Source organism: Salinigranum salinum, assembly GCF_009176545.1.
Lineage (GTDB): Archaea > Halobacteriota > Halobacteria > Halobacteriales > Haloferacaceae > Salinigranum > Salinigranum salinum.
On the sequence record NZ_VTOJ01000001.1, the window covers coordinates 612,695 to 632,771 of the forward strand.

The window sequence follows — 20,077 nt, forward strand, 5'->3', positions numbered from 1 at the left end:
CCGGGTTCGAAACCCGTGACGTCGGCCGTGGCCGTCAGTCGTGACTGTGCGAGTGGTCGTGTCCGTCCGCGGACGAGGAGCCGCCGTCGCCGGCGACCAGCGTCTCCTGGTCGCCGTCGATCATGTCCATGTTCTTCAGGTTGTCACGCTCTTCGAAGTCGGCGACGGCGTCGAGGATGTCCTGCTGGGTGAGCATCATCCGCTCCTCGGTCAGGGCTTCGAGGACGGCCTCGCGAAGGACCAGCCGGAGGTCGCTCCCGGTGAGCCCCTCGGTCTTCTCCGCGACGGATTCGGGATCGAACTCCGCGATGTCCATCCGCCGGGTGACGATGCGGAGGATGTCCGCGCGCATCTGGTAGTCGGGCTTCGGGAAGTTGACGATCTCGTCGAACCGACGCCACGCCGCCGAGTCGAGCTGGTCGGGGTGGTTCGTCGCGCCGATGAGGAGCACGTCGTCGCGGATGAGCGAGATCTCGTCGATGCATTTGAGGAGCGTGTTGACCGCGCGCTTGAGCGCGGCGTGTTCGTCCGACCGCCGTGTCTTGGCGACGGAGTCGAACTCGTCGATGAAGAGGATGCAGGGGGACAACCGCCGAGCCACCTCGAACGTCTTGTCGACGTTTTTGGCCGTCTCGCCGAGGTACTGGCTCGTGATCATCGACAGTTTGACTTCGACGAACGGGAGGCCGAGTTCGTGTGCGAGCGCCCGCGACACCGTGGTCTTCCCCGTGCCGGGCGGCCCGACGAACAGCAGCTTCCCGATCTCGCGGAGGCCGATCTGTGCGAGGTAGTCGCGGTGCTCGATCGCCTTGACGATCTTCTCGATCTCGCCCTCCTGGTCCTCGGTCAGGACGAGGTCGTCGAGCGTCATCTCGATCTCCTCGGGCGCCCGGACCGAGACCAGATCGAGCATCTCGGCGTCCTCCTCCTCGTCGAAGTACGACTCGAGGAGGCTGTCGATCCACACCCGGTCGGCCTGGATCGGTCGGTTGGAGTCGCGCGCCTCCTCGTGGGTCACGCCGACGTCGTGGTCGTCGTGTTCCTCGATCGCGGCGGCCAGCGCTGGATTCGTCGCGAACCGCTCCCGGTCGCCCCGTTCGACCAGCCAGTCGAGCGCCATCTCCGGCTGTGTGAGCGAGAGTCGCCCGGAGAACTCCTCCTTCTGGGTGAACATGAGGTCCGAAATCGCGTCCCAGGGGTCGTCGACACCCGTCGCCTGTCGCGTCGTCTTCTCGGTCGCGACCAGCGGGCGTTCGACCCCGCCGATCTCGTCCTCGTCGTCGGACTCCGCCCAGAACACGCGCCGATACCGCGGTGGCAGGTCGTTCTCGTCCAGCTGCCGGTTCTCGCTGTAGATGTGGGCAGTCAGAAGGAACTCAACCACGTCGAGAGCCCAGTCACTCATCCGTTCTTCGTTGCTACCACAGGCGCATAAGACCGTCGAAGGACGTCGGGCCGCGGGGTCGACGAACGTCACCACGCCTGACACTATTTCTCGACGTGAACGGGACGTCCGTGTGGTCGTCTCGGAGACCGATGCGCGATTAGGTGTCTCACTTCCTCACATCGTGCTACAAAACATACCGACATTCCACTGTAATGGCGTATAACTTTACGTCTACAACGGGTAGCGTTATCACGCTTCGCTGATGCAGGTCTGGCCGAGTGCATGAAACGGACCGACACGGATCCGGACGGAAAATGAACGATCCGCTCCGTACCCTCCGAGATCGTACAGAGGTAGTCGGTCGTGGCTGACCCCGTTCCGACGACGTGCATGCGATGTGCCGTCGGCTGCGGGCACGTCCACCAGGGTGCCGACGGCGGCTACGGGCTCGACACGGTCCGCGGCGACACCGGCGACACCGCGGCGAGCGGCACGTGGTCGTTCCACACTCCCTCGGGACGGGCGCGGTTCTCGACGCGATCCGTCGAGAAGCTCCCCGAACCGACCGACGACGACTACCCGCTCGTCCTCACTACCGGACGGGAGGCGGACGGCTACAACACGGGTGTCCGCTCCCGGCCGCGGTGAACGTCCGGGCGGCGGTCGGTGCCCGCTCCGAGGTGCTCGCCGCTGGCGGACAGTTCGACGACGTCGTCGCGGCGCTCTCGCCCGTCGTGATTCCCGAACGCGCCGTTCGTGCCAGCGTCGGCGTCGACCGACTCGTCGATGTCGACAGCCGCGCCGATCTCGCGCGTGTCGACGTGGTTCTCGCGCGCGCGGCCGCTCGATCAGAGCGATGCGAGGAACCGAACGAGGGAGAAGCGAGTCGACCGAACCGTCGATAACCGGATCGAAAACAGTGCGTTCGGGCACCTTATATCCACAGTATTCGGTTATACACCGACCGACTGCTCGATTTCGGACAGCACAATTGCATATTTTCAACGATTAACTCTATATGTGTCTATCGACGCACGATTAGACGTCGAACGTACGCGAATCAGCACTCGAACGGCCTCTCACGTACACGAACACACACCTCACACGACGCACTACCATGGCACACGAGAAGGAAGACTGGAAAGAGGAACTGTACGCGGACGACTCGTTAGCAAGCACGTCGCGGAAGTTCGACAGCAGCGTGACGGGTATCCCCGACGGCTCCGCACAGGACGCGATCAACGACGTGGCGCTCGAACCCCCATCCAGGACGGTCGACGGTGACGAGGTTCTGGGGTTCAATATCCGCGTCGGCGGCGGCCTCGGCGAGGAACCGTCGTTCGTCGAGTGGCTCCGACAGCGCGTCCCGGCCGACGAGATGTCCGGCGCGCTCCGGAACCTGATCGAGGCGTTCGCCGCCCACTGCGCGGAGCGCGTCGTTCCTCCGGAACGACGGAACGGAGACGTTCACGGAGGCCAGGCTTCCGTGAGCCAACCAGAAGCGGACGCTTCTGGTGACGACACGGCCGTCGAGGGACAGACGTTCCGCGAGTGGTGCGACGAGACGGGTACCGAGGCGCTCGTCGACCTCTGCGAACCCGAGGAGGCGACGTACGAGGAGCCGTACATGGGCGACGCGAAACAGTCGTGGTACCCCTTCGCCGACGAGAGCGAGACCGAGACGGCCGACGTCGCAGCCGGCGACTGACGACGATGGCCGAACCGGAATCCACCACGACGGAGCCCGAGACCGATCTCGAACCCGAGGCCGACCCCCGAGCGGGTGGCCGCCGACAGCACGCCACGGCCGACGTGGCACCGGAACTGTTCGGGGGCGGCCGGTGACGACGCCGTCGACGCCGTCACAGCCACGGACGGCGCTGCCGACACCGTCCACGCCCCTCCGTCCCCGACGGTTCGCGCCCCGCCCTCTCACCCGTCGGTACCCCGTTCCGTCCCGTCGGTTCTCCCGGCCATCCGGTCGGGGGGCTCGCGCCTCGGAGATCGTTACGGCTGGCTCGTTCGGCCGGTTCCGACGATGAAGCCGGACACCGGGTGCGCGGGGGTCGTCCTCGCCGGCGGCCGGTCGCGGCGGTTCGGCGGCACCGACAAGGCGACGGTGCCCATCGGCGGGATGCCGATGATCGGCCACGTCGTCGGCGCGCTCGTCCCGGTCGTCGACGAGGTTGTCGTGAACTGTCGTCCGGACCAGGAGTCGGCGCTTCGAGCTGCCCTGTCGCCCCGCGAGGTGACCGTCGCCGTCGATCCGATCGCCGACCGCGGTCCCGTGGTAGGGCTCCGGACGGCCCTCCGGGCGACCGAGCGTGCCCTGGCGGTCGTCGTCCCCTGTGACACGCCGCTCGTCCCGTCGAGCCTCCTCGCCCACCTCCGCACACGCGCCCGACACGCCAGCGGTGCCGTCCCGACCGTCGAGGGAAGCGTCCGACCCCTGCCGGCGGCGATGCACGTCCGCGCCGGTGTCGCCGCCTGTTCGGAGGCCGTCGGGCGGGGACAGCCGACGCTCGACGACGTCGTCACGGCGCTCTCGCCCGTCGTCGTCCCCGAGCGCGACGTCCGAGCGTACGCCGACCCCACGGCCTTCCTCGACGTCGACACCCCCGCGGCCCTCGCGGTCGCCGAGGCGACGCTCGCGCGTTCGTCCGACGCGGACGGGCGCTCACGGCTGGAACGCTCGACGGACTGAGTCGACCGGTCGATTGCCCAGCCCGATCGTGACCGACACGCGACACGCGCGACCGACCGGGCGTCGGCTGAGCGGGGGCGTCCTGCGCCGTCCCGACCCGGTCTCCAGGCGTTTATATCGCTCCCGGCCGATGACGTGGCTATGTCTACACCCGTCGTCGCCGCCGCCTGTCGGACCCCTCAGGGGAAAGCGAGTGGCGTCTTCGCCGACGTCCGAAGCGAGGACCTCTCGGTCGCGCTGATCGACCACCTCCTCGACATCACGGGCCTCGACCCCACGGTCGTCGAGGACCTGCTGTGGGGCTGCGCCCAGCAGCGCGGGGAACAGGACGCCAACCTCGCCCGTGTGGTCGCGCTGCTCTCCGACTTGGGGGAGGAGACGCCCGCAGCGACGCTCAACCGCTGGTGTGCCTCCTCGATGCAGGCGGTCGTCTCTGCCGCCGACGCCGTCGCCGCGGGCAACCGCGACTGCGTCGTCGCCGGTGGCGTCGAGAGCATGTCGCGCGTCCCGCTGTCGTCGATGCCGTACGGCGACCTCCACCCCCGACTCCAGGCCGAGTACGACGTCGCCGAGCTGGAGATGGGTGCCACCGCCGAGAAGGTCGCCGACGTGTACGACGTCTCCCGCGAGGCGCAGGACGAGTACGCCCTCCGGTCGCAGCGACACGCGGCCGAGGCGACCGACTCGGGGCGGTTCGACGACGAGATCGTCCCGATCGGTGCCGGCGACGACGCCGTCACCGAAGACGAGGGCCTTCGCCGCGACACCTCGCTCGACGACCTCGCGGGGCTCCCGCCCGCCTTCGCTGAGGACGGCACCGTGACCGCGGGCAACGCCTCGCAGATCTCCGACGGCGCGGCGCTCGTCCTCGTCACGAGCGAGTCGTTCGCGGACGACTACGGACTCGACGTCCTCGCCCGCGTCGGGACGAACCACGTCGCCGGCGTCGACCCGACCGTGATGGGGATCGGTCCCGTCCCCGCGACCCGTGGGCTGCTCGACCGCGCCGGGACCGATATCGACGACTACGATCTGGTCGAACTGAACGAGGCGTTCGCCTCGCAGACCGTCTACTGTCGCCGCGAACTCGCCGTGGACGAGGACCGGCTGAACGTCAACGGCGGCGCCATCGCCATCGGCCACCCGCTCGGCGCGTCGGGCGCACGGCTCCCGGTGACGCTCCTCCACGAGATGCGCAGGCGGGATGCGTCGCGGGGGCTAGCGACGCTCTGCGTCGGCTTCGGCCAGGGCGCGGCGATCGAGTTCGTCCGGTCGGGGTGAGAGTCGGGTTCGTGTGGTCGACAGGGTGGTGCGAGCGTTCGGCGTGTTCGGCGTCGTCGGAGTGAGACGAGTCGCCCCTCGTTCCGTGCGACTGCGCGGAGACAGCTGGGATCGGACGCTCAGTCGCTCTCGGGATCGGACACTCAGTCGTCCGCGGGTGCGGCGTCACCCGATCCCCCGACCCGTGCGTCCGGAACGGTCCCCGAGGCGGTCCAGCCGCGCGCCTCGTAGTAGTCGTCGAGCGCCGCGTCGAACCCCGGCAGGTCGTACGGGAGGGCGTCGTCCGCGCGGTCGAAGCCGCGCTGGTTGTTGAAGTGTCGCTCCAGGTCGACGACGCGAGAGCCGACGGCCATCAGGTCGTCGAACGACGCGCCCAGCAGTTCGGCGAGCCGCTCGTCGGTGACGAAGCCGCGAGAGAACTTGCAGACCACGCCCGAGTCGAGCACCGCGTGGTGATTCTCGCGGTCGATCAGCCGCCGTGGTTTCGCGTCGAGGCCCGCCGGAGCCATCGCCTGATCCTTGTCAACGAGCGGGTACTCCACCGCGTAGAAGGTGGCGTACATGTGGTCGGCACCCCGATTGGCGACGGCGAACGAGAGCCCCTGTCCCTGGAGCGTGCGACCGTCGTGGCCGGGGAACTCCAGTCCCTTCACGGACCAGTTCTCCACGCCGAGTTCGTCGTGACAGCGGGCGACGCCCTCGGCGAGCAGGTCGCCGACGCCCTCGCGATAGGCGATCTTCTCCACCGTCTCGTGGATCCGCTCGGAGTCGCCGAACGCGTCCTCGCTCGCGAGATACGCCGCCACGGTGTCGCCACAGGAGATGGTGTCCATCCCGAGCTCGTCGCAGAGTTCGTTCGACCGCATCACCGAGACGACGTCGTCGACCGCACAGTTCGACCCGAACGCCATCACCGTCTCGAACTCCGGCCCCTCGGTTTCGAGCCCCGACTCGTCGTCTCGCGTGGGGAGTTTGCAGGCGAACGCGCACGCCGAGCACGTCCCCTTCTTGTACTTCTTCTCCTCGATCCTGTCGCCGTTGATCCCCTCGACGCCCTCGAACTGGAGCTCCGAGAAGTACCGCGTCGGGAGCGCGCTCACCTCGTTGCCGAGATCCGTCACCGAGGTCGTCCCCTGTCGCTTCATGATGTGGTCGGCCGTCGCCGCCTCGCGGTGGACGTCCGCCTGGACGGACGGAATCTCGACCGTCGGGGTCGAATCGCCGTCGAACGTGAGGAGTTTGACGTTCTTCGCGCCCAGCACCGCCCCGAGTCCCCCGCGGCCGAACGCCCGCGACTCCGACGTCATGATCGACGCGAAGCGGACCGTGTTCTCGCCGGCGGGTCCGATACAGGCGGTGTGGTCAGCCCCGAGATCCCGCGTCTCTTCGGCGTACGCGACCGTCTCGGAGACGGTCGCACCCGCGAGGTCGGGTACGGGCTCGAACTCGACGCCCTCGTCCGTGACGTGGAGCGCGACGAGGTCGTCGCTCTCTCCCACGAGCTCGACGGCGCCGTACCCCGTCGCGGTGAAGTTGCGCGAGAGGAAACCGCCAGCGTTCGACGAGAGCAGTCCGTCTGTCAGCGGCGACACCGCCGTCGCGTTCATCCGCCCGGTGAACGACATCCCCGAGTACTGCAGCGGCCCCGTGGTGAGGTAGAGCCGGTTCTCCTCGCCGAGGGGGTCGGCGTCGAACGGGACGCGGTCGTGGGTGAGTTTCGTCCCCACGCCGCGGCCGCCGACGAACGACGCGAGCACGTCCGTGACGTCCGCTTCGACCGTCGTGTGGTCGCTCAGATCGATCGAGAGGAGTGGTCCCTGTGCGTGACGCATACCTGCTGGTCGCGCGAGTCGGCGATAAACGTTGATGCTGGTGGCGTGAGCCGGGAAGACACGCTAGTGGTCGTGAGCCGGCGAGACACGCCGGTCGTCGGCACCACTCTCGACCGACACACATTTCAGCGCTACCCGTCGACTCGGAGAGTGTGCGCCGCCGAAGTCTCATGGTCGGGGTGGCAGCCGCACTCGCCGGGGCGGGCATGGCCGCCGCCGAGGCGGGACTGGTCGGCCAGCCGGCGTTAGCCGATCCTGTCTGGCTCCTCATCGGTGCGTTCGTCGTCGGCTACTGGGCCGTCTTCGTCCACTGGGCCCGGGCGTGAGATCCGGCTCCACCTCCCCACGTCGCGCCCAGCTCGTCCACTCTCTGCGGTCGGTTTTCGCCGTCGTCCTCGGCCGTCCTCGCGAGGCCAGCGACGCTGTCGCGCTCCGTCGTCAGTCGTCCGGGTTGACGAACGACATCGCCTCCCGGACGACTTCCCGCTCGCCGATGACCGTCACGCGGTCACCGTACTCGACCGTGAAGTCGTCCGTCGGGACGCGCGTGTCGCCGTTGCGGGCGACGAGCGCGACGAGGACCCCGGGTGGTAGTTCGTCGCTGATCTCCTCGATCGTTCGCCCGATGAGCTCGTCCGCCGTGAGTTCGACCTCCTGCACGTCGCCCGACTGGCCGATCTCGCCCATCCAGTTCATCATCGCCGGCCGTTCGATGTAGTTGTCGAGCGCCTGTGCCGTCGCGAGGGTGGTCGAGGTAGTCCGCACCCCGAGCTCCTCGAACGCGTCGACGTTCGAGGGGTTGTTGACGCGCGCCAGGATCGTCTCGGGGGCGAACTTCGAGTTCGAGAGCTGGGCGACGAGGAGGTTCACGTCGTCGTCGCCGGTGGCGGCGACCACGACCTTCGCCTTCTCGGCGCCGGCCGACCGGAGCACGTCCGTGTCGGTGCCGTCGCCGTGGTGGACGGCGAAGCCCGCGTTGCGGGCGATCTCGACCGTCTCGACGTCCTCTTCGATCAGGACGACGTTCTCTCCGCGGTCTTCGAGGCGTTCGGCGAGCGTGCGGCTGACCTTCCCGCCTCCGATGATGAGTACACGCATGGGTATCACGTCCAGGTATTCTGCGATCTGTCGGGCGAAGCCACCCTCGAAGACGACGGTCATGAGGATGACGAGGAAGACGGTGCCGACGAGGAGGTCCGCGGCCCCGGTGAGTCCCTGTGCCCGGAGTTCGATGGCGAACAGCGTCGCCACGGACGCCGGGATGATCCCGCGGGGACCGACGAAGCTCATGAACCACTTCTCGTTCGTGGTGAAGCGGTCGCCCCGGCAGGCGACGAACACCAGCAGGGGGCGGATGACGAGGGCGACGATGACGACCACCCCGATCCCGGCGAGGCCGAGCTGGATGAGCGTCGAGAACTGCAAGAGTGCGGCCAGGGCGATGAAGACAAACGAGAGGACGATGAGGGTGACGTCGCCCTTGAACTCCGAGATGTCCTCCTCGTAGGGAACGTCGAGGTTGCCGAGGATGATCCCCGCGGTGGCGACCGCGGCGATCCCGGCCTCCGTGACGACCGCGTCGGCGGCCCCGTACGCGACGAGCGCGCCGGCCAAGACCAGGAGGCGGGCGTTCCGTGGAGCGTTTCCCGGCGAGAGATCGACGTACCGGAGGAGGTAGTAGACGACCGCGGCGACGACGACGCCGAACAGCATTCCGACGCCGAGCCGTTCGGCGAACAGCGTGACGAACAGGCCAGCGCCGCTCTCCTGGGCGAGGATGGCCTCGAAGACGACGACCGCGAAGATCGCCGCCGTGACGTCGTTGACGATCCCCTCCGTCTCGAGCGCGGCCTCCACCCGATCCCGTGCCGGGACGACCTCGAGGATCGGCGCGATGACGGTCGGCCCCGTCGCCACGAGGAGCGCGCCGACGAGGAACGCGACGAGCCACTCGGCACCCAGGAGGAAGTGAATGGTCGCCGCGGTCCCGACCAGCGCGATGGCCGCGCCGACGGTGACGAGCCGGAGCGTCGCGGCTGGCGCCTCCCGCAGGTTCTCGGCGCGGAGGTGGAACGCCCCCTCGAAGACGATGATCGCGACCGACAGTCCGACGATGTCGGAGAGCGCGCCGCCGAAGACGTCGGGGTCGACGACGCCGAGCACCTCCGGTCCGAGGGCGATGCCTGCCGCGATGAGGAAGACGACGCTCGGGATCTGGAACCGGTCCGAGAGGATCTGTGAGACGACACCGATCCCGATGATGGCGGCGACGATGGGGATGAGGCTGACCCCTTCGGCCGTGGCCATTCAGTTCGCCTCCATGTGTCCCGGCTGATGGTCCCGTCCCTGATAAATCCATATATACCCGCATCGCCGTGTCGGGCGATCTACCTCGGCTCGTCGGTCGCGTTCGCCCGACGCGACGGTCCTCGTCGGGCGTTCTCGGAGCGTGGTGGTCGGGTGCGTGATATATGATCGTTCACACCGTACCGTCTCACATGTACAGGCGCGTACTCATTCCCACCGACGGAAGTATCGGCGCGGAGCGCGGCGTGGAGGCGGGGCTCGACATCGCCGGGAAGTACGACGCGACGGTCCACGCGCTGTTCGTCGTCGACGAGCGCATCCACGGCGAGACGCCCGGACTCTCGGACGTCGAGCTCCGGTTCGAGCAGATCGAAACACAGGGTGAGGAGTTCCTCGAGGACGTTCGATCGCAGGCCGAAGAGCGGGGGCTCGCCGTCGAGACGACTGTTCGGCGCGGCATGCCGTACGAGGTCATCACGGCGTACGCGGAGGACAACGACGTCGATCTCATCGTGATGGGCCGCCACGGCGCGTCGGCACACCCGACCCCGCACATCGGCTCCTGCACCGACCGGGTCCTCCGAACGTCGCCCGTCCCGGTCCTCCCGGCGTAGCTCGGTTTCGGCTTGCAGGTCTCGGTTCGCGGCGTGTCGCGCGTCCTCGTCACCGTGGACCGCGTTTCGACTACTCCTCCCGGGCGACGTAGTCGAGGTAGCCCAGGACGCCCTTGGTGTTCAGGCGGTCCTCCGCCCGTGCCTTCTCCGTCCCCCAGATCTCCACCATGTCGGTGTGGTCCATGAAGTACTCGACGACGGCGTCGTCGTCCGGGAGGTCGGCGCGCTTCGCCCGGACGGCTTCGACCCACTCGACGAGCGTCCGCTTGTACGCGTCCATGGTCCCGTCCTCGTACGGACGCGAGCCGAAGTGGCCGTAACACAGTACCGCCGGGTCGAGGTCGGCGATGGCGTCGGCGTCGGCGAGACACTTCTCCAGGTGGAACTGTGCCGGCGGCGAGGTCGGGCGAACCTCGTCGGTCTCGGGGACGTAGATGCCCGCCGCGTCCGCGGTGAAGACGACGTCGTCGCCGTCGTCGTGGAGGAAGCAGTGGTGAGGGGCGTGACCGGGTGCGTGGTGGACGTGGAGGGAACGGTCGCCGAGGTCGATCTCGTCGCCGTCCGTCAGCCCACGGATCCGCGCTTCGGGGACCGGGACCGGCTCGTCGTAGTACTTCCACTGGTCTTCGACGGCCGCCTTCGTCCCGGCGACGAGCCGCGACGGATCGACGAGGTGTTCGACGGCCCGTTCGGGCGTCAACACGGCTGCCTCGGGGTAACGCTCGGCCAGGTAGCCTGCGCCGCCCGCGTGATCGAGGTGGGCGTGCGTGGGGACGACGTACGCGGGTTCGGTCCCGAGGTGATCGAGGAGGTCGTACACGTACTGGCGGTTCCGCCCGAGCCCGGTGTCCACGACGGCTGGACGCTCGGCGTCGACCACGTAGACCGTCCCGTACCGGGGGATGCCGTACGCGCCGACGTCGACGTAGTAGAGGTCGGTGCAGTCGGGGACTTCGAACCAGTCGCCGATGGCCATGCTGGGGAGAGGACGGCGGGATGGCAAAAGGGTTCGGACCCGCGCGTTCGGACGGACGAACCCGTCCATCCCGGCGGTTCCGGCCGGTGTGGGCGGTGGTCGGACACTGCCGCGACGCGTACGACCACCCCGTCGAGCGCACCGAATCCAAACCGATCACTTCCCCGTCGAACTGATCTCTCGCGTCCTTTCGCACCCGTCTCTGCGAACGCCCGTCGAACGACACGGTTTTGCCGCGTCCGTCTGAAACCGGAACAAATGCTGAGCAGGCAGTACCTCCGCGAGCATCCCGACGAGGTTCGGGCCTCGCTCGACGCTCGCGGCTACGACGACACCGACCTCGACCGCATCCTCGAGGTCGACGAGGAGTGGCGCGCGCTCAAGAGCGAAGGCGACGACCTTCGACACGAGCGAAACGAGGTGTCGGCCGAGATCGGTCGGCTGAAACAGGCCGGGGACGACGACGAGGCCGAGGCGGCCATCGAGCGCTCACAGGAGCTGAAAGGACGCCTGCAGGAGGTCGAGTCGCGGGCCGACGAGCTCGAGTCGGAGCTCGAAGAGCGGCTACTCGAACTCCCGAACGTCCCGCACGAGTCGGTCCCTGTCGGCGAGACCGAGGCCGACAACGTCGAGGTCGACCGCTGGGGCTTCGACGATCTGCGCGACCTCCCCGACGAGGTCGTCCCCCACTACGACCTCGGCGAGGAACTGGACGTCATCGACGAGGCACGCGGCGCGAAGACCACGGGCGCGGGCTTTTACTTCCTGAAGGGCGACGGTGCGCGCCTCGAACACGCGCTCATCCAGTTCATGATGGACCTCCACCGCGAGCAGGACTACGTCGACCTCTTTCCGCCGATCCCCGTGAAGAGCGCCTCGATGCGGGGGACGGGTCAGCTCCCCAAGTTCAACGAGGACGCCTACCGCGTCGGCGGCGACGAGTTCGACGAGTACGCCGACGACGACCTCTGGCTCTGTCCCACCGCCGAGGTGCCGGTCACGAACATGTACGCCGACGAGATCCTCCTCCGCGAGGACCTCCCGCTCAAACATCAGGCGTACACCCCGAACTTCCGGCGTGAGGCGGGCGAACACGGCACCGAGACGCGGGGGATCGTCCGCGTCCACCAGTTCAACAAGGTCGAACTCGTCAACTTCGTCGAGCCCGCCGAATCGTACGACCGTCTGGAGGCGCTGGTCGACGAGGCCGCCGAAGTGCTCGAACGGCTCGAACTCCCCTACCGCGTGCTCTCGCTCTGTACGGGCGACCTCACGTTCGCCTCGGCGAAGACGTACGACCTGGAGGTGTGGGCACCCGGCACCGACGCCGACGACGGGCCCGACAGGGGAGGTCGGTGGCTCGAGGTGTCGAGCGCCTCGAACTTCGAGGAGTTCCAGGCCCGCCGTGCGGGGATCCGGTACCGGCCTGAACACCACGAGTCGGCCGAGTACCTCCACACCCTCAACGCGTCGGGGACCGCCGTGGGCCGCGTGATGGTCGCCATCCTCGAATACTACCAGAACGACGACGGCACCGTCACGGTCCCCGAGGTGCTCCGCCCGTATCTGGACGGGCAGGAGCGCATCGAGGGCCACGAGAAGGTCGGCGAGTCGGCGCTCGGCACCGGTGAGTAGACGCCCCGCCACGCGTCGTTGTGACACGTTCTCACACGGAGAGAATCGTCGAGGGTGACGCCCCACGAGCCGTCGTCTCTCTACGCATGACCACTGCAACGACCCGCGGGGTTCACCTCGTCACCGCGGTCGCCGTGGCCCTGTTGACGATCCCCGTCTTCGCCGCGCTCGTCTGGGGCGTGTGGCGGCTGCTCTTCTGGGCCGTCGTCGACGCGTCGCCGAACGTCCGCCACGTGTACCCGACGGGAATGCCTGCGCCCGGACCGATGCCCCCGGGAACCACGTCGCTCGTGGGCGGCACCGGAGCGATCCCCCTCGAACTGGTCGGGCTCGTCACGCTCGGGGTGGCCGCCACCGTCGCGTTCTCGCTCGTCGTCGCCGGGGAGCGCCGGGACGGGTCCCGTTCCGATCGCGTGGACTGACCGACTCGTGACACCAGTTTCGGCACTGCAGCCGAACGCGCTTTACCAGCGGCCGGTCTACGCGCCCTGTGGCCGTGGATCTGCACGTCCGATACGAGGGTGACGACGACCCGGACAAGTGTACCGCCCGGAAACTCGCGCGGTTCGATCTCGCGACGCTCCACCGCTCCGACCGGGCGACACCGTACGGCGTCGTGTTGAACCCGCACGCGGAGCGGGCGCTCTCGCCCGCCGACGCGACCGGGACGCTCGTCGCCCTCGACTGTTCGTGGGACTCGGCGGGCGAGAAGCGCTTCTCGCTCCGTGGCGAACACCGCGCCCTCCCGTACCTCGTGGCGGCCAATCCGGTGAACTTCGGCCGACCGCTCCGACTGACGACGGTGGAGGCGCTCGCCGCCGCCCTCTGTCTCTTCGACGAGCGGTCACAGGCCGAGCGGATCCTCTCGAAGTTCCGGTGGGGTGAGACGTTCCTCGAACTCAACGACGAACCCCTCCGGCGGTACGCCGACTGCGCCGACTCGGGCGAGGTCGTCGCGGTACAGCAGGAGTACCTCGATCGGTAGCCAACCGGCCTCGGTCGTCGTGCTCGACGCCGCCTCACTCGGCCGCTGACGTCACGCCGACCGCCGTTCGAGCCAGCCACCGACTGCGCCAGCGACCGCGCTGTCGGCCGCGAAGAGGAGCGTGAGCGCGGCGACGACGACGAACGCACCGAAGCCGCCGACGAGCGCGCCGAGAGGACCGCCGGAGACGCCACCGACGAGGCCGCCGAAGAACCCGATCACGACGGCGACGGTCAGTCCGGCCAACGATCCCGCGACGAGTCCGTGCCAGGCGCCGCTCCCGGGGCCCCCGCCAGCCAGGTAGCCAGCGGCGAAGCCGCCGACGAGACCGGCACCGAGCTGTCCGACGACCGGCACAGAGACGCCCGCCGTCCCGACGACGACGACGAGGACGAACCCCACGGCGACCGCGCGCCAGTTGGTCATGTCTCGGGCGAAGACCGCCGGCGACATAACGGCGTTGAGACGCGGTGAAGGGAAGTCGGTTCGACCGAAAACACTTGCCCCCGGCTCTCCGACCGCCACCATGGATCGCCGATCGTTCCTCGTCGGCGTCGGTGCGACGGCCACCGTCGCTGGTGTCGAGCGCGCCCTCCTCGTCCATCGACTCGCGCTCCGCGCCGAGACGTTCGACTTCGGGCTCCGGTGTAACGATCTCGGGACGCGGGTCGGGACGTTCACCGACTGGGCGGAGCTGGCCCCGCGGGAACGGCGGGTCGTCGAGGCCGCCAGGGGGGACGGCTACGAGACGGAGACGCCGCCGGAGTGGCTCCGGCGGTTCGTCGACACCACGGAGTACGTCCGCATCGACGGCCGGTTCTACGAACTCGACTCGACCCTCCCGACGTACGTCGTCGAACCGGAGGTGGTCGACCCAGACTCCGTCGACGGACCAGTCGCCTCACGGGAACGATACGCGCAGGTCCGAGAGACAGAGTACGGCGTCACCTGCGCGCTCACGTGCGAGACAGCCGCCGGCGACTACCGGACGACGCGGGCGGTCTGGCTCCGCCCCGACGTCCGTGCGTTTCTCGACGAGTTCGACTACGTCGAGCAGCACGGCGACGTCGTCCGTCTCTCCGTCCGCGTCGAGGACGCCGGCCCCCCGTACCGCGTGACGGCCGAACCGGTTCCCGCCGCCGTGGTGCGTGACGGCGCGACGCTCGACCTCGGCGACGTCCCCGTCGAACGCCGCGACGACCTCCGCCGCGCGGCGACGACGCCCGGCGTCGCCGGAATCGACGGCCTCTCCCCGGCGGTCGTCGACGCGCTCCGTGACCACACCTACCTCCGGATCGACGGCCGGTTCTACACGACGTACCTCAGCGACGTCCGCGACGTCGCCCTCGAGGCGTGGGGACGCGTCTCCCGCGACGAGACGGCACCGCTCGAACCGGCACGGCTCGAACTCGGCGTCCGGAACGCGGGCGACGACCCGATCGACGTCGCGGGCGGCCCGCCGATGCCGTTCGGAGTCGTCTCGGCTCACCCGCCCGGAGCGTACGACCGGAACCGCTCCGTCTGGTCGCCGGCGTACCGCGAGACGGGCGCGATCACGACGGTCGGCCGGCGGCCGATCGCGGTCCTCGGGATCGGCATGAAGGCGACGGTCCCACCGGGTGAACGACTCACGACGCGGTACGAGTTCGGCCCCTCCCGGCCGGGGACGTGGGTCGTCGACGAGAGCGTCGGGGCGACGGTCGACGGCGAGTCGTTCGGTGCCGTCCCACTCCGGTTCGTGCTGACGGTCGACTGACCGTGGACCGAGCGCGACTGTGAACTGACAGGCGACACTACCCTACCGGCCCGCGGACCACAGTGTCGCACACTCGCTTCCGGTCCACGGCCGTCGTCAGCGCATGGAGCGCTTGGCCGCGTTCTCGCACATGAACCCTCGGTCGGCCCTCCGTTCGACCATCGGGCGGGCCCGCCCGCGAATGGACGGGCTTTTCGGGACGCGCGCTCAACGAGTGACAATGATATTCGAGACCCTCCCCACGACGCCGCGCGCGGAGGAACTCCTGGACAAGGCCTTCTCGCGGGCGGCTCGCTCCGGGCGATCGAAGTCGGGGCTGGAGGCGCAGGAGTCGATGCTCGTCACGGCGTCGAACATCGTCTCCGACAACCTCGAGAACGTCGTGACGTCGTGGCCCGACTTCGGGACCGTCGACCCCTTCTACCGCGAACTCGCGGACGCGGTCCTCCGGCAGTCGGGCGTCTCGCGCGAGACGCCCGACGGCGAGACGGCCGGCGTCGACGCCCTCCGCGGGAGCCTCTCGGAGGTGACGTGGGCCTCGCGGCAGATCCGCGAGATCCGCTCGGAGTACCAGACGAAGCTCCGCAACGCCGACCTCGACACGGGGCGCAAACACCGCAAACAGGCGTTCGCTCGCATCGCCGACATCCTCGACGAGATCGAGGACGACCTGCTCCTCGTCGGGACGGCGCGCGACGCGTTGCGGGAGCTCCCGGACATCCGCCCGGACGAACCGGCAATCGTCGTCGCGGGCTACCCCAACGTGGGCAAGTCGTCGTTCGTCAACCGGGTGACGCGCGCGTCGAACGAGATCGCTTCCTACCCGTTTACGACGAAGGGCGTCCAGATCGGTCACTTCGAGTGGGACCGGATCCGTTACCAGATTATCGACACTCCGGGGCTCCTCGACCGTCCGGAGGACGAACGCAACGACATCGAACGGCAGGCGGTCTCGGCGCTGGAACACCTCGCCGACGCCGTGCTCTTCCTCGTCGACCCGAGCGGCGACTGCGGTTACCCGCTCGACTCCCAGCTCGAACTCCGTGACGCGGTTCGCGACCGCTTCGCTACCCGTGGCGTCCCCGTCCTGACCGTCTGTAACAAGGCCGACCGTTCCCGGGACGTGGAGGCCGACGCGTACATGAGCGTCACGGCGGACGAGGGCGTCGACGACCTCCTCGAACTGGCAATCGAGGCGGTGGACTACGGGCCCGACATCCCACCCTCGCGGCTCGACGGCTGACGGCACTCGGGAGTCGCGCGCTTCAGCCCGTCGCGTTGTACGTCACGAGGACCTCGACCCGGACGGTCCGCGGGCCGCCAGCGAGCTCGGTCGGGGCACCCCCTCCCCCGCCACCGGTGACGAACGATCCACCGCCCCGGTCGAACGGTTCGGGACTCGCCGCCGCACCGGTCTGGACCGCCCGAACGTCGGTCAGACGCATCCCCTCCGCCTCGGCCGTCACCGACGCCTGTTCGCGGGCGGCTCCCATCGCATCCCGTAGCGCCCGTTGTTTGAGTGTCCGGTACCGCTCCCGCGAGAACCCGAAGCTGACGCCGTCGATCCGCGCATCTCCACGGATGGCGGCCCGGTCGATCACCCGTCCCGCGCGGTCGGGGTCGCCCACGGTCACGAGGAACTCGTGGGTCGCCCGGTAGGGTCCGTCCGCCCCCACCTCGGGATCACGGTCGTACCGGATGTCGTACCGCACGGTCGTGACGTTCTCCGCGGCGACGTCTGCGTTGTCGAGCGCCTCCCGGAGGGTCGAGACGTTCTCGGTGAGCTGGCGCCGCGCCCGCGCGGCGGTTTCGGCCGTCTCCTCGACCGACAGCCGAACGAGCACGCGGTTCGGCTCACCCGCTGCCGTGCCCGTGGCCGACACCTCGATCGTCCGCGAGCCGTCCGGACCGCCGCCGAGTGTGGATCCACCGTCCGCGACGGCGCTGGCACCGGCGAAACCGCCGAGACAGCCGGCAGTCAGGAGGAGGACGGAGACGAGCACCGTGCTCGTGTCTGTGAGCTTCATATCCGCCGTGTCCGCTCTGGAATTAAAACTCTGGGGGCTCCGCCGACGGCTCTGAGGGTCGTCAGGGTCTCCCGATCGTCGTCGGTCCCACCACAGGGAACTTGCTCGTCGAGTCCCGGCGCTCGCTCGGCCCGATTCGCATACGCTCGATCCACATACGCTCGACCCGGCCCACGAACGTGCGGGTCACGCCGCCTCACCCGCGGCGCGCCGTCTCGGCCGTCAGGCGGCGCGGTAGGTGACGTCGACGGTCACGGAGACGCTGACCGGTCCAGGTTCGAAGGTCGTCCGTGCGCCGTCGGCGGCCGACTCGGCGACGTCGAACCGCTCGACCGGGACGAATCCACCGGATGTCGACATCGTCTCGACGCTGGTGACCGAGAGGCCGGCCGCGCCGGCCATCGCGTCGGCGTCGGCTCGCGCGGCCGTCACCGCGCGGTCGATGGCCTGTGCGCGGAGGGCCGCGCGGGTCTCGTCCGTGAGGGTGAACGAGACGCCGTGGACCTCGGTCGCGCCGTTGCCCACCGCGAGGTCGACGATCTCCCCGGCGCGGACCGGCTCGGTCTCGATACGGAACGAGTGGATCGCCCGGAAGCCCCGGTCGGTGCGCTCGCCGTCACGGTAGTCGTACTCGGGGAACACCGCGAACGCCGCGGTGGAGACTGCGTCGTCGGGGACGCCGGCGTCGCGGAGTGCGGTGCGCATCCGCTCGACGTCCGCGGCGACCTGACCGCGGGCCGCGTCGGCGGAGTCGGCGGTCGCGACGACCGCGACGGAGACGACCGCGAGGTCGGCGTCGGTGTCGACGGCACCCGTTCCGGTCGTGGAGATCGTGGTTCCGTCGGTGGTGTCGGTCGTTGAGGTCGCCGTCTGCAACGGACCGACACAGCCTGCCAGGAGCACTAGCAGGCCCAGCGTGATGGGGAGCATTCGTGTTCGCATGACGCTTCTCACGTCGGCTCAGGTATTGAACACGCGTTAGACACAAGTGCACATTTCACCTATCTCACGGCGTCTCCGGTCTGTTTTCGGGCTCTCGCTCGCAGTGTCGATCAGGCACTCCCCGACTCGTCGAGCGCGACGTACCGGACGTCGACCACGACGTTCCCGTTCGTCTCGACCGGTAACTGTGGGAGCGGCGGGGGACGGGCGGTGGCACGGACTCGCTCTTGGAGTCTCCCGGCCAGCGGCGGCGGGTCCGACTCCAGCGGGTGCCCCACGGTGACGACGATCCGCGTCGGTCGTCTGACGGGGAAGTCCTCGTACTCGACGTCCATCGAGAGGAGCTTGAGCTGCGCGTCGCTCTCCGCGAGCTCGGCGGTGACGGCGGCCCGGGCGTCCTCCTCGAACGTCGCGGTCCGGTAGGTCGCGTACGTCACGCCGGCGAGGAACGACGACAGTACCAACAGCCCGACGGCGAGGGCAGCGATCCGCTTTAGCGTCGCCGCCCGCGCCTCGTCCAGCTTGAACCACCGCTCGGGGCGGTAACCCTGTCGCCAGAGCACGGCGAGTGCGGCGAGGTTGATCCCGACGAAGTTCACCAGCACTAGGACCGCCGAGCCGACGACGGCCGTCGGCTGTCCCCAGGCGATACCGATCCCGACGACGGCGGTAGGTGGCACGAGTGCGGCGGCGATCATGACGCCGACGAGCGCCGACGACACCCCCGACGAGAGCGATAGCGCGCCCGCGACCCCGGCGCCGAGCGCGACGGCGAGCGAGAGAACGTCCGGCGAGAGCCGCTCGCGCACCTCGCCGATGGCGAACACCTCGGTCGCAGACAGCGGGACGACGCCGGTCATCCGGACCGTGAAGGCGAACACGGCAGCCCCGGCGACCGCGAGGAACCCTCCCAGGAGCTGCAGACGGACACCGCGGTCGAACAGCTCTTCGTCGTCGACGACCGTCCCGACGCTCGTCGCCATCGCGGGGCCGATGAGCGGCGCGATCACCATCGATCCCACGACGACCGCGGGGGAGTCGACGAGCAGCCCAGCCGTGGCGACGACGGTGCTGATGAGCGTCATCACGACGAACGTCACGAGCGACGGCGCCATGTCCCGTGCCCGGGCGGTGAGTTCGTCGCGGGAGATCCGGTCGCCGTTGGTCTCGTTCGTCTCGTACTCCTTCTGGAGCTTCTCGAACCGCCGGGAGATGACCGTCTCCGCGTCCATCACGACGGTGAACGAGTCGCGTTCCAGCCCGGCCTCGCGCAGATCGTCGAGGATCGGCTCGACAGCCGCCGTCGGGAGCGGGAACGAGACGATCGCGGTATACTCCCGCCCGCTGGTCTCGTCGGTGAGGACGTAGTCGACTCCGTCGTCGTCGAGCGTCGAGGTGACTGCGTCGCGCTTGCCCGCGGGAACCGTGACCTGGACGAGTCGCACGAATCCCCGTCGCACCGCTGGAGGCTTATAACCTCACCCGGTCGGATCGTCCGAGGGTTTACCACCGATGCCGCAGCCACTCGTTCCGTGTCCTGACCCCTCGTCGCGGGACGTGACGCGGTCGTGCGGCACGCCGTCCCGCCCGTTCGATCGCCGAGCGTCGTCGTGCGCTCGCCGTGCCGCCTG

Annotated in this window: 20 protein-coding genes and 1 pseudogene; 13 read left to right on the plus strand and 8 right to left on the minus strand. The window is 68.9% G+C overall.

The features are described 5' to 3' along the window. Positions 1–34: 34 nt before the first annotated feature. Entirely contained in the window at positions 35–1,405 is a 1,371-nt protein-coding gene (locus FZP69_RS02905) for an ATP-binding protein (protein WP_152039877.1), read from the minus strand. 372 nt (positions 1,406–1,777) lie between these two features. Here FZP69_RS02905 and FZP69_RS02910 point away from each other — a divergent pair, with 372 nt between their 5' ends. From FZP69_RS02910 to FZP69_RS02930, 6 genes and pseudogenes are all read left to right on the plus strand, one after another. After that, positions 1,778–2,035, plus strand: a complete 258-nt coding sequence (locus FZP69_RS02910) for a hypothetical protein (RefSeq protein ID WP_152039878.1) — start codon at positions 1,778–1,780, stop codon at positions 2,033–2,035. Continuing rightward, entirely contained in the window at positions 2,032–2,292 is a 261-nt protein-coding gene (locus tag FZP69_RS02915; protein WP_152039879.1) for a hypothetical protein, read from the plus strand. The genes FZP69_RS02910 and FZP69_RS02915 overlap by 4 nt, the downstream gene beginning before the upstream one ends. A 212-nt stretch (positions 2,293–2,504) precedes the next feature. Then, positions 2,505–2,810: pseudogene (locus FZP69_RS23355) on the plus strand (ferredoxin--nitrite reductase); the annotation flags it as partial. A gap of 290 nt (positions 2,811–3,100) precedes the next feature. Continuing rightward, positions 3,101–3,232, plus strand: coding sequence for a hypothetical protein (locus tag FZP69_RS23195; RefSeq protein WP_275689334.1), 132 nt, complete (start codon positions 3,101–3,103; stop codon positions 3,230–3,232). A gap of 193 nt (positions 3,233–3,425) precedes the next feature. Beyond that, positions 3,426–4,091, plus strand: a complete 666-nt coding sequence (locus tag FZP69_RS02925) for a molybdenum cofactor guanylyltransferase (RefSeq protein WP_152039881.1) — start codon at positions 3,426–3,428, stop codon at positions 4,089–4,091. Positions 4,092–4,232: 141 nt separating this feature from the next. After that, positions 4,233–5,372, plus strand: a complete 1,140-nt coding sequence (locus FZP69_RS02930) for a thiolase family protein (protein WP_152039882.1) — start codon at positions 4,233–4,235, stop codon at positions 5,370–5,372. 143 nt (positions 5,373–5,515) lie between these two features. Here the strand turns inward: FZP69_RS02930 and FZP69_RS02935 are convergent, their stop codons facing one another. After that, positions 5,516–7,204 (minus strand): aldehyde ferredoxin oxidoreductase family protein, encoded by a 1,689-nt coding sequence (locus FZP69_RS02935; protein ID WP_152039883.1) that lies wholly within the window; start codon positions 7,202–7,204, stop codon positions 5,516–5,518. A gap of 152 nt (positions 7,205–7,356) precedes the next feature. On the opposite strand from FZP69_RS02935, the gene FZP69_RS22325 reads away from it, so the two are divergent. Beyond that, complete coding sequence (locus FZP69_RS22325; RefSeq protein WP_192918563.1) at positions 7,357–7,530, plus strand: hypothetical protein; 174 nt, start codon at positions 7,357–7,359, stop codon at positions 7,528–7,530. A gap of 112 nt (positions 7,531–7,642) precedes the next feature. Here the strand turns inward: FZP69_RS22325 and FZP69_RS02940 are convergent, their stop codons facing one another. Beyond that, complete coding sequence (locus FZP69_RS02940; RefSeq protein ID WP_152039884.1) at positions 7,643–9,511, minus strand: cation:proton antiporter domain-containing protein; 1,869 nt, start codon at positions 9,509–9,511, stop codon at positions 7,643–7,645. A gap of 191 nt (positions 9,512–9,702) precedes the next feature. On the opposite strand from FZP69_RS02940, the gene FZP69_RS02945 reads away from it, so the two are divergent. Next, the gene (locus tag FZP69_RS02945; protein WP_152039885.1) at positions 9,703–10,125 is read left to right on the plus strand and encodes a universal stress protein; all 423 of its coding nucleotides are present in this window, start codon (positions 9,703–9,705) and stop codon (positions 10,123–10,125) included. A 70-nt stretch (positions 10,126–10,195) separates the two neighbouring features. Here FZP69_RS02945 and FZP69_RS02950 read toward each other — a convergent pair whose 3' ends face one another. Next, positions 10,196–11,101, minus strand: a complete 906-nt coding sequence (locus FZP69_RS02950; RefSeq protein WP_152039886.1) for an MBL fold metallo-hydrolase — start codon at positions 11,099–11,101, stop codon at positions 10,196–10,198. 258 nt (positions 11,102–11,359) lie between these two features. On the opposite strand from FZP69_RS02950, the gene serS reads away from it, so the two are divergent. The 3 genes from serS to FZP69_RS02965 all read left to right on the plus strand — a co-directional run bounded on the left by serS (position 11,360) and on the right by FZP69_RS02965 (position 13,721). Then, on the plus strand, positions 11,360–12,736 hold the full coding sequence (gene serS, locus FZP69_RS02955; RefSeq protein ID WP_152039887.1) for a serine--tRNA ligase: 1,377 nt from the start codon (positions 11,360–11,362) through the stop codon (positions 12,734–12,736). Between the two features lie 86 nt (positions 12,737–12,822). Further along, positions 12,823–13,158 (plus strand): hypothetical protein, encoded by a 336-nt coding sequence (locus FZP69_RS02960; protein ID WP_152039888.1) that lies wholly within the window; start codon positions 12,823–12,825, stop codon positions 13,156–13,158. 74 nt (positions 13,159–13,232) lie between these two features. Further along, positions 13,233–13,721 (plus strand): DUF367 family protein, encoded by a 489-nt coding sequence (locus FZP69_RS02965; protein WP_152039889.1) that lies wholly within the window; start codon positions 13,233–13,235, stop codon positions 13,719–13,721. Positions 13,722–13,772: 51 nt separating this feature from the next. On the opposite strand, the gene FZP69_RS02970 is transcribed toward FZP69_RS02965, so the two are convergent. Further along, complete coding sequence (locus tag FZP69_RS02970) at positions 13,773–14,147, minus strand: DUF5518 domain-containing protein (protein WP_152039890.1); 375 nt, start codon at positions 14,145–14,147, stop codon at positions 13,773–13,775. Between the two features lie 100 nt (positions 14,148–14,247). Here FZP69_RS02970 and FZP69_RS02975 point away from each other — a divergent pair, with 100 nt between their 5' ends. Continuing rightward, on the plus strand, positions 14,248–15,477 hold the full coding sequence (locus FZP69_RS02975) for a hypothetical protein (RefSeq protein ID WP_152039891.1): 1,230 nt from the start codon (positions 14,248–14,250) through the stop codon (positions 15,475–15,477). Between the two features lie 220 nt (positions 15,478–15,697). After that, positions 15,698–16,720 (plus strand): NOG1 family protein, encoded by a 1,023-nt coding sequence (locus FZP69_RS02980; RefSeq protein WP_152039892.1) that lies wholly within the window; start codon positions 15,698–15,700, stop codon positions 16,718–16,720. A gap of 22 nt (positions 16,721–16,742) precedes the next feature. Here the strand turns inward: FZP69_RS02980 and FZP69_RS02985 are convergent, their stop codons facing one another. From FZP69_RS02985 to FZP69_RS02995, 3 genes are all read right to left on the minus strand, one after another. Continuing rightward, positions 16,743–17,504, minus strand: a complete 762-nt coding sequence (locus FZP69_RS02985) for an SIMPL domain-containing protein (protein WP_152039893.1) — start codon at positions 17,502–17,504, stop codon at positions 16,743–16,745. Between the two features lie 222 nt (positions 17,505–17,726). Beyond that, positions 17,727–18,446 carry an SIMPL domain-containing protein gene (locus FZP69_RS02990; RefSeq protein WP_152039894.1) on the minus strand — a complete coding sequence of 240 codons (720 nt, stop codon included), beginning with the start codon at positions 18,444–18,446 and terminating at the stop codon, positions 17,727–17,729. A gap of 110 nt (positions 18,447–18,556) precedes the next feature. Continuing rightward, positions 18,557–19,891 (minus strand): TIGR00341 family protein, encoded by a 1,335-nt coding sequence (locus FZP69_RS02995; RefSeq protein WP_152039895.1) that lies wholly within the window; start codon positions 19,889–19,891, stop codon positions 18,557–18,559. Positions 19,892–20,077 lie beyond the last annotated feature (186 nt).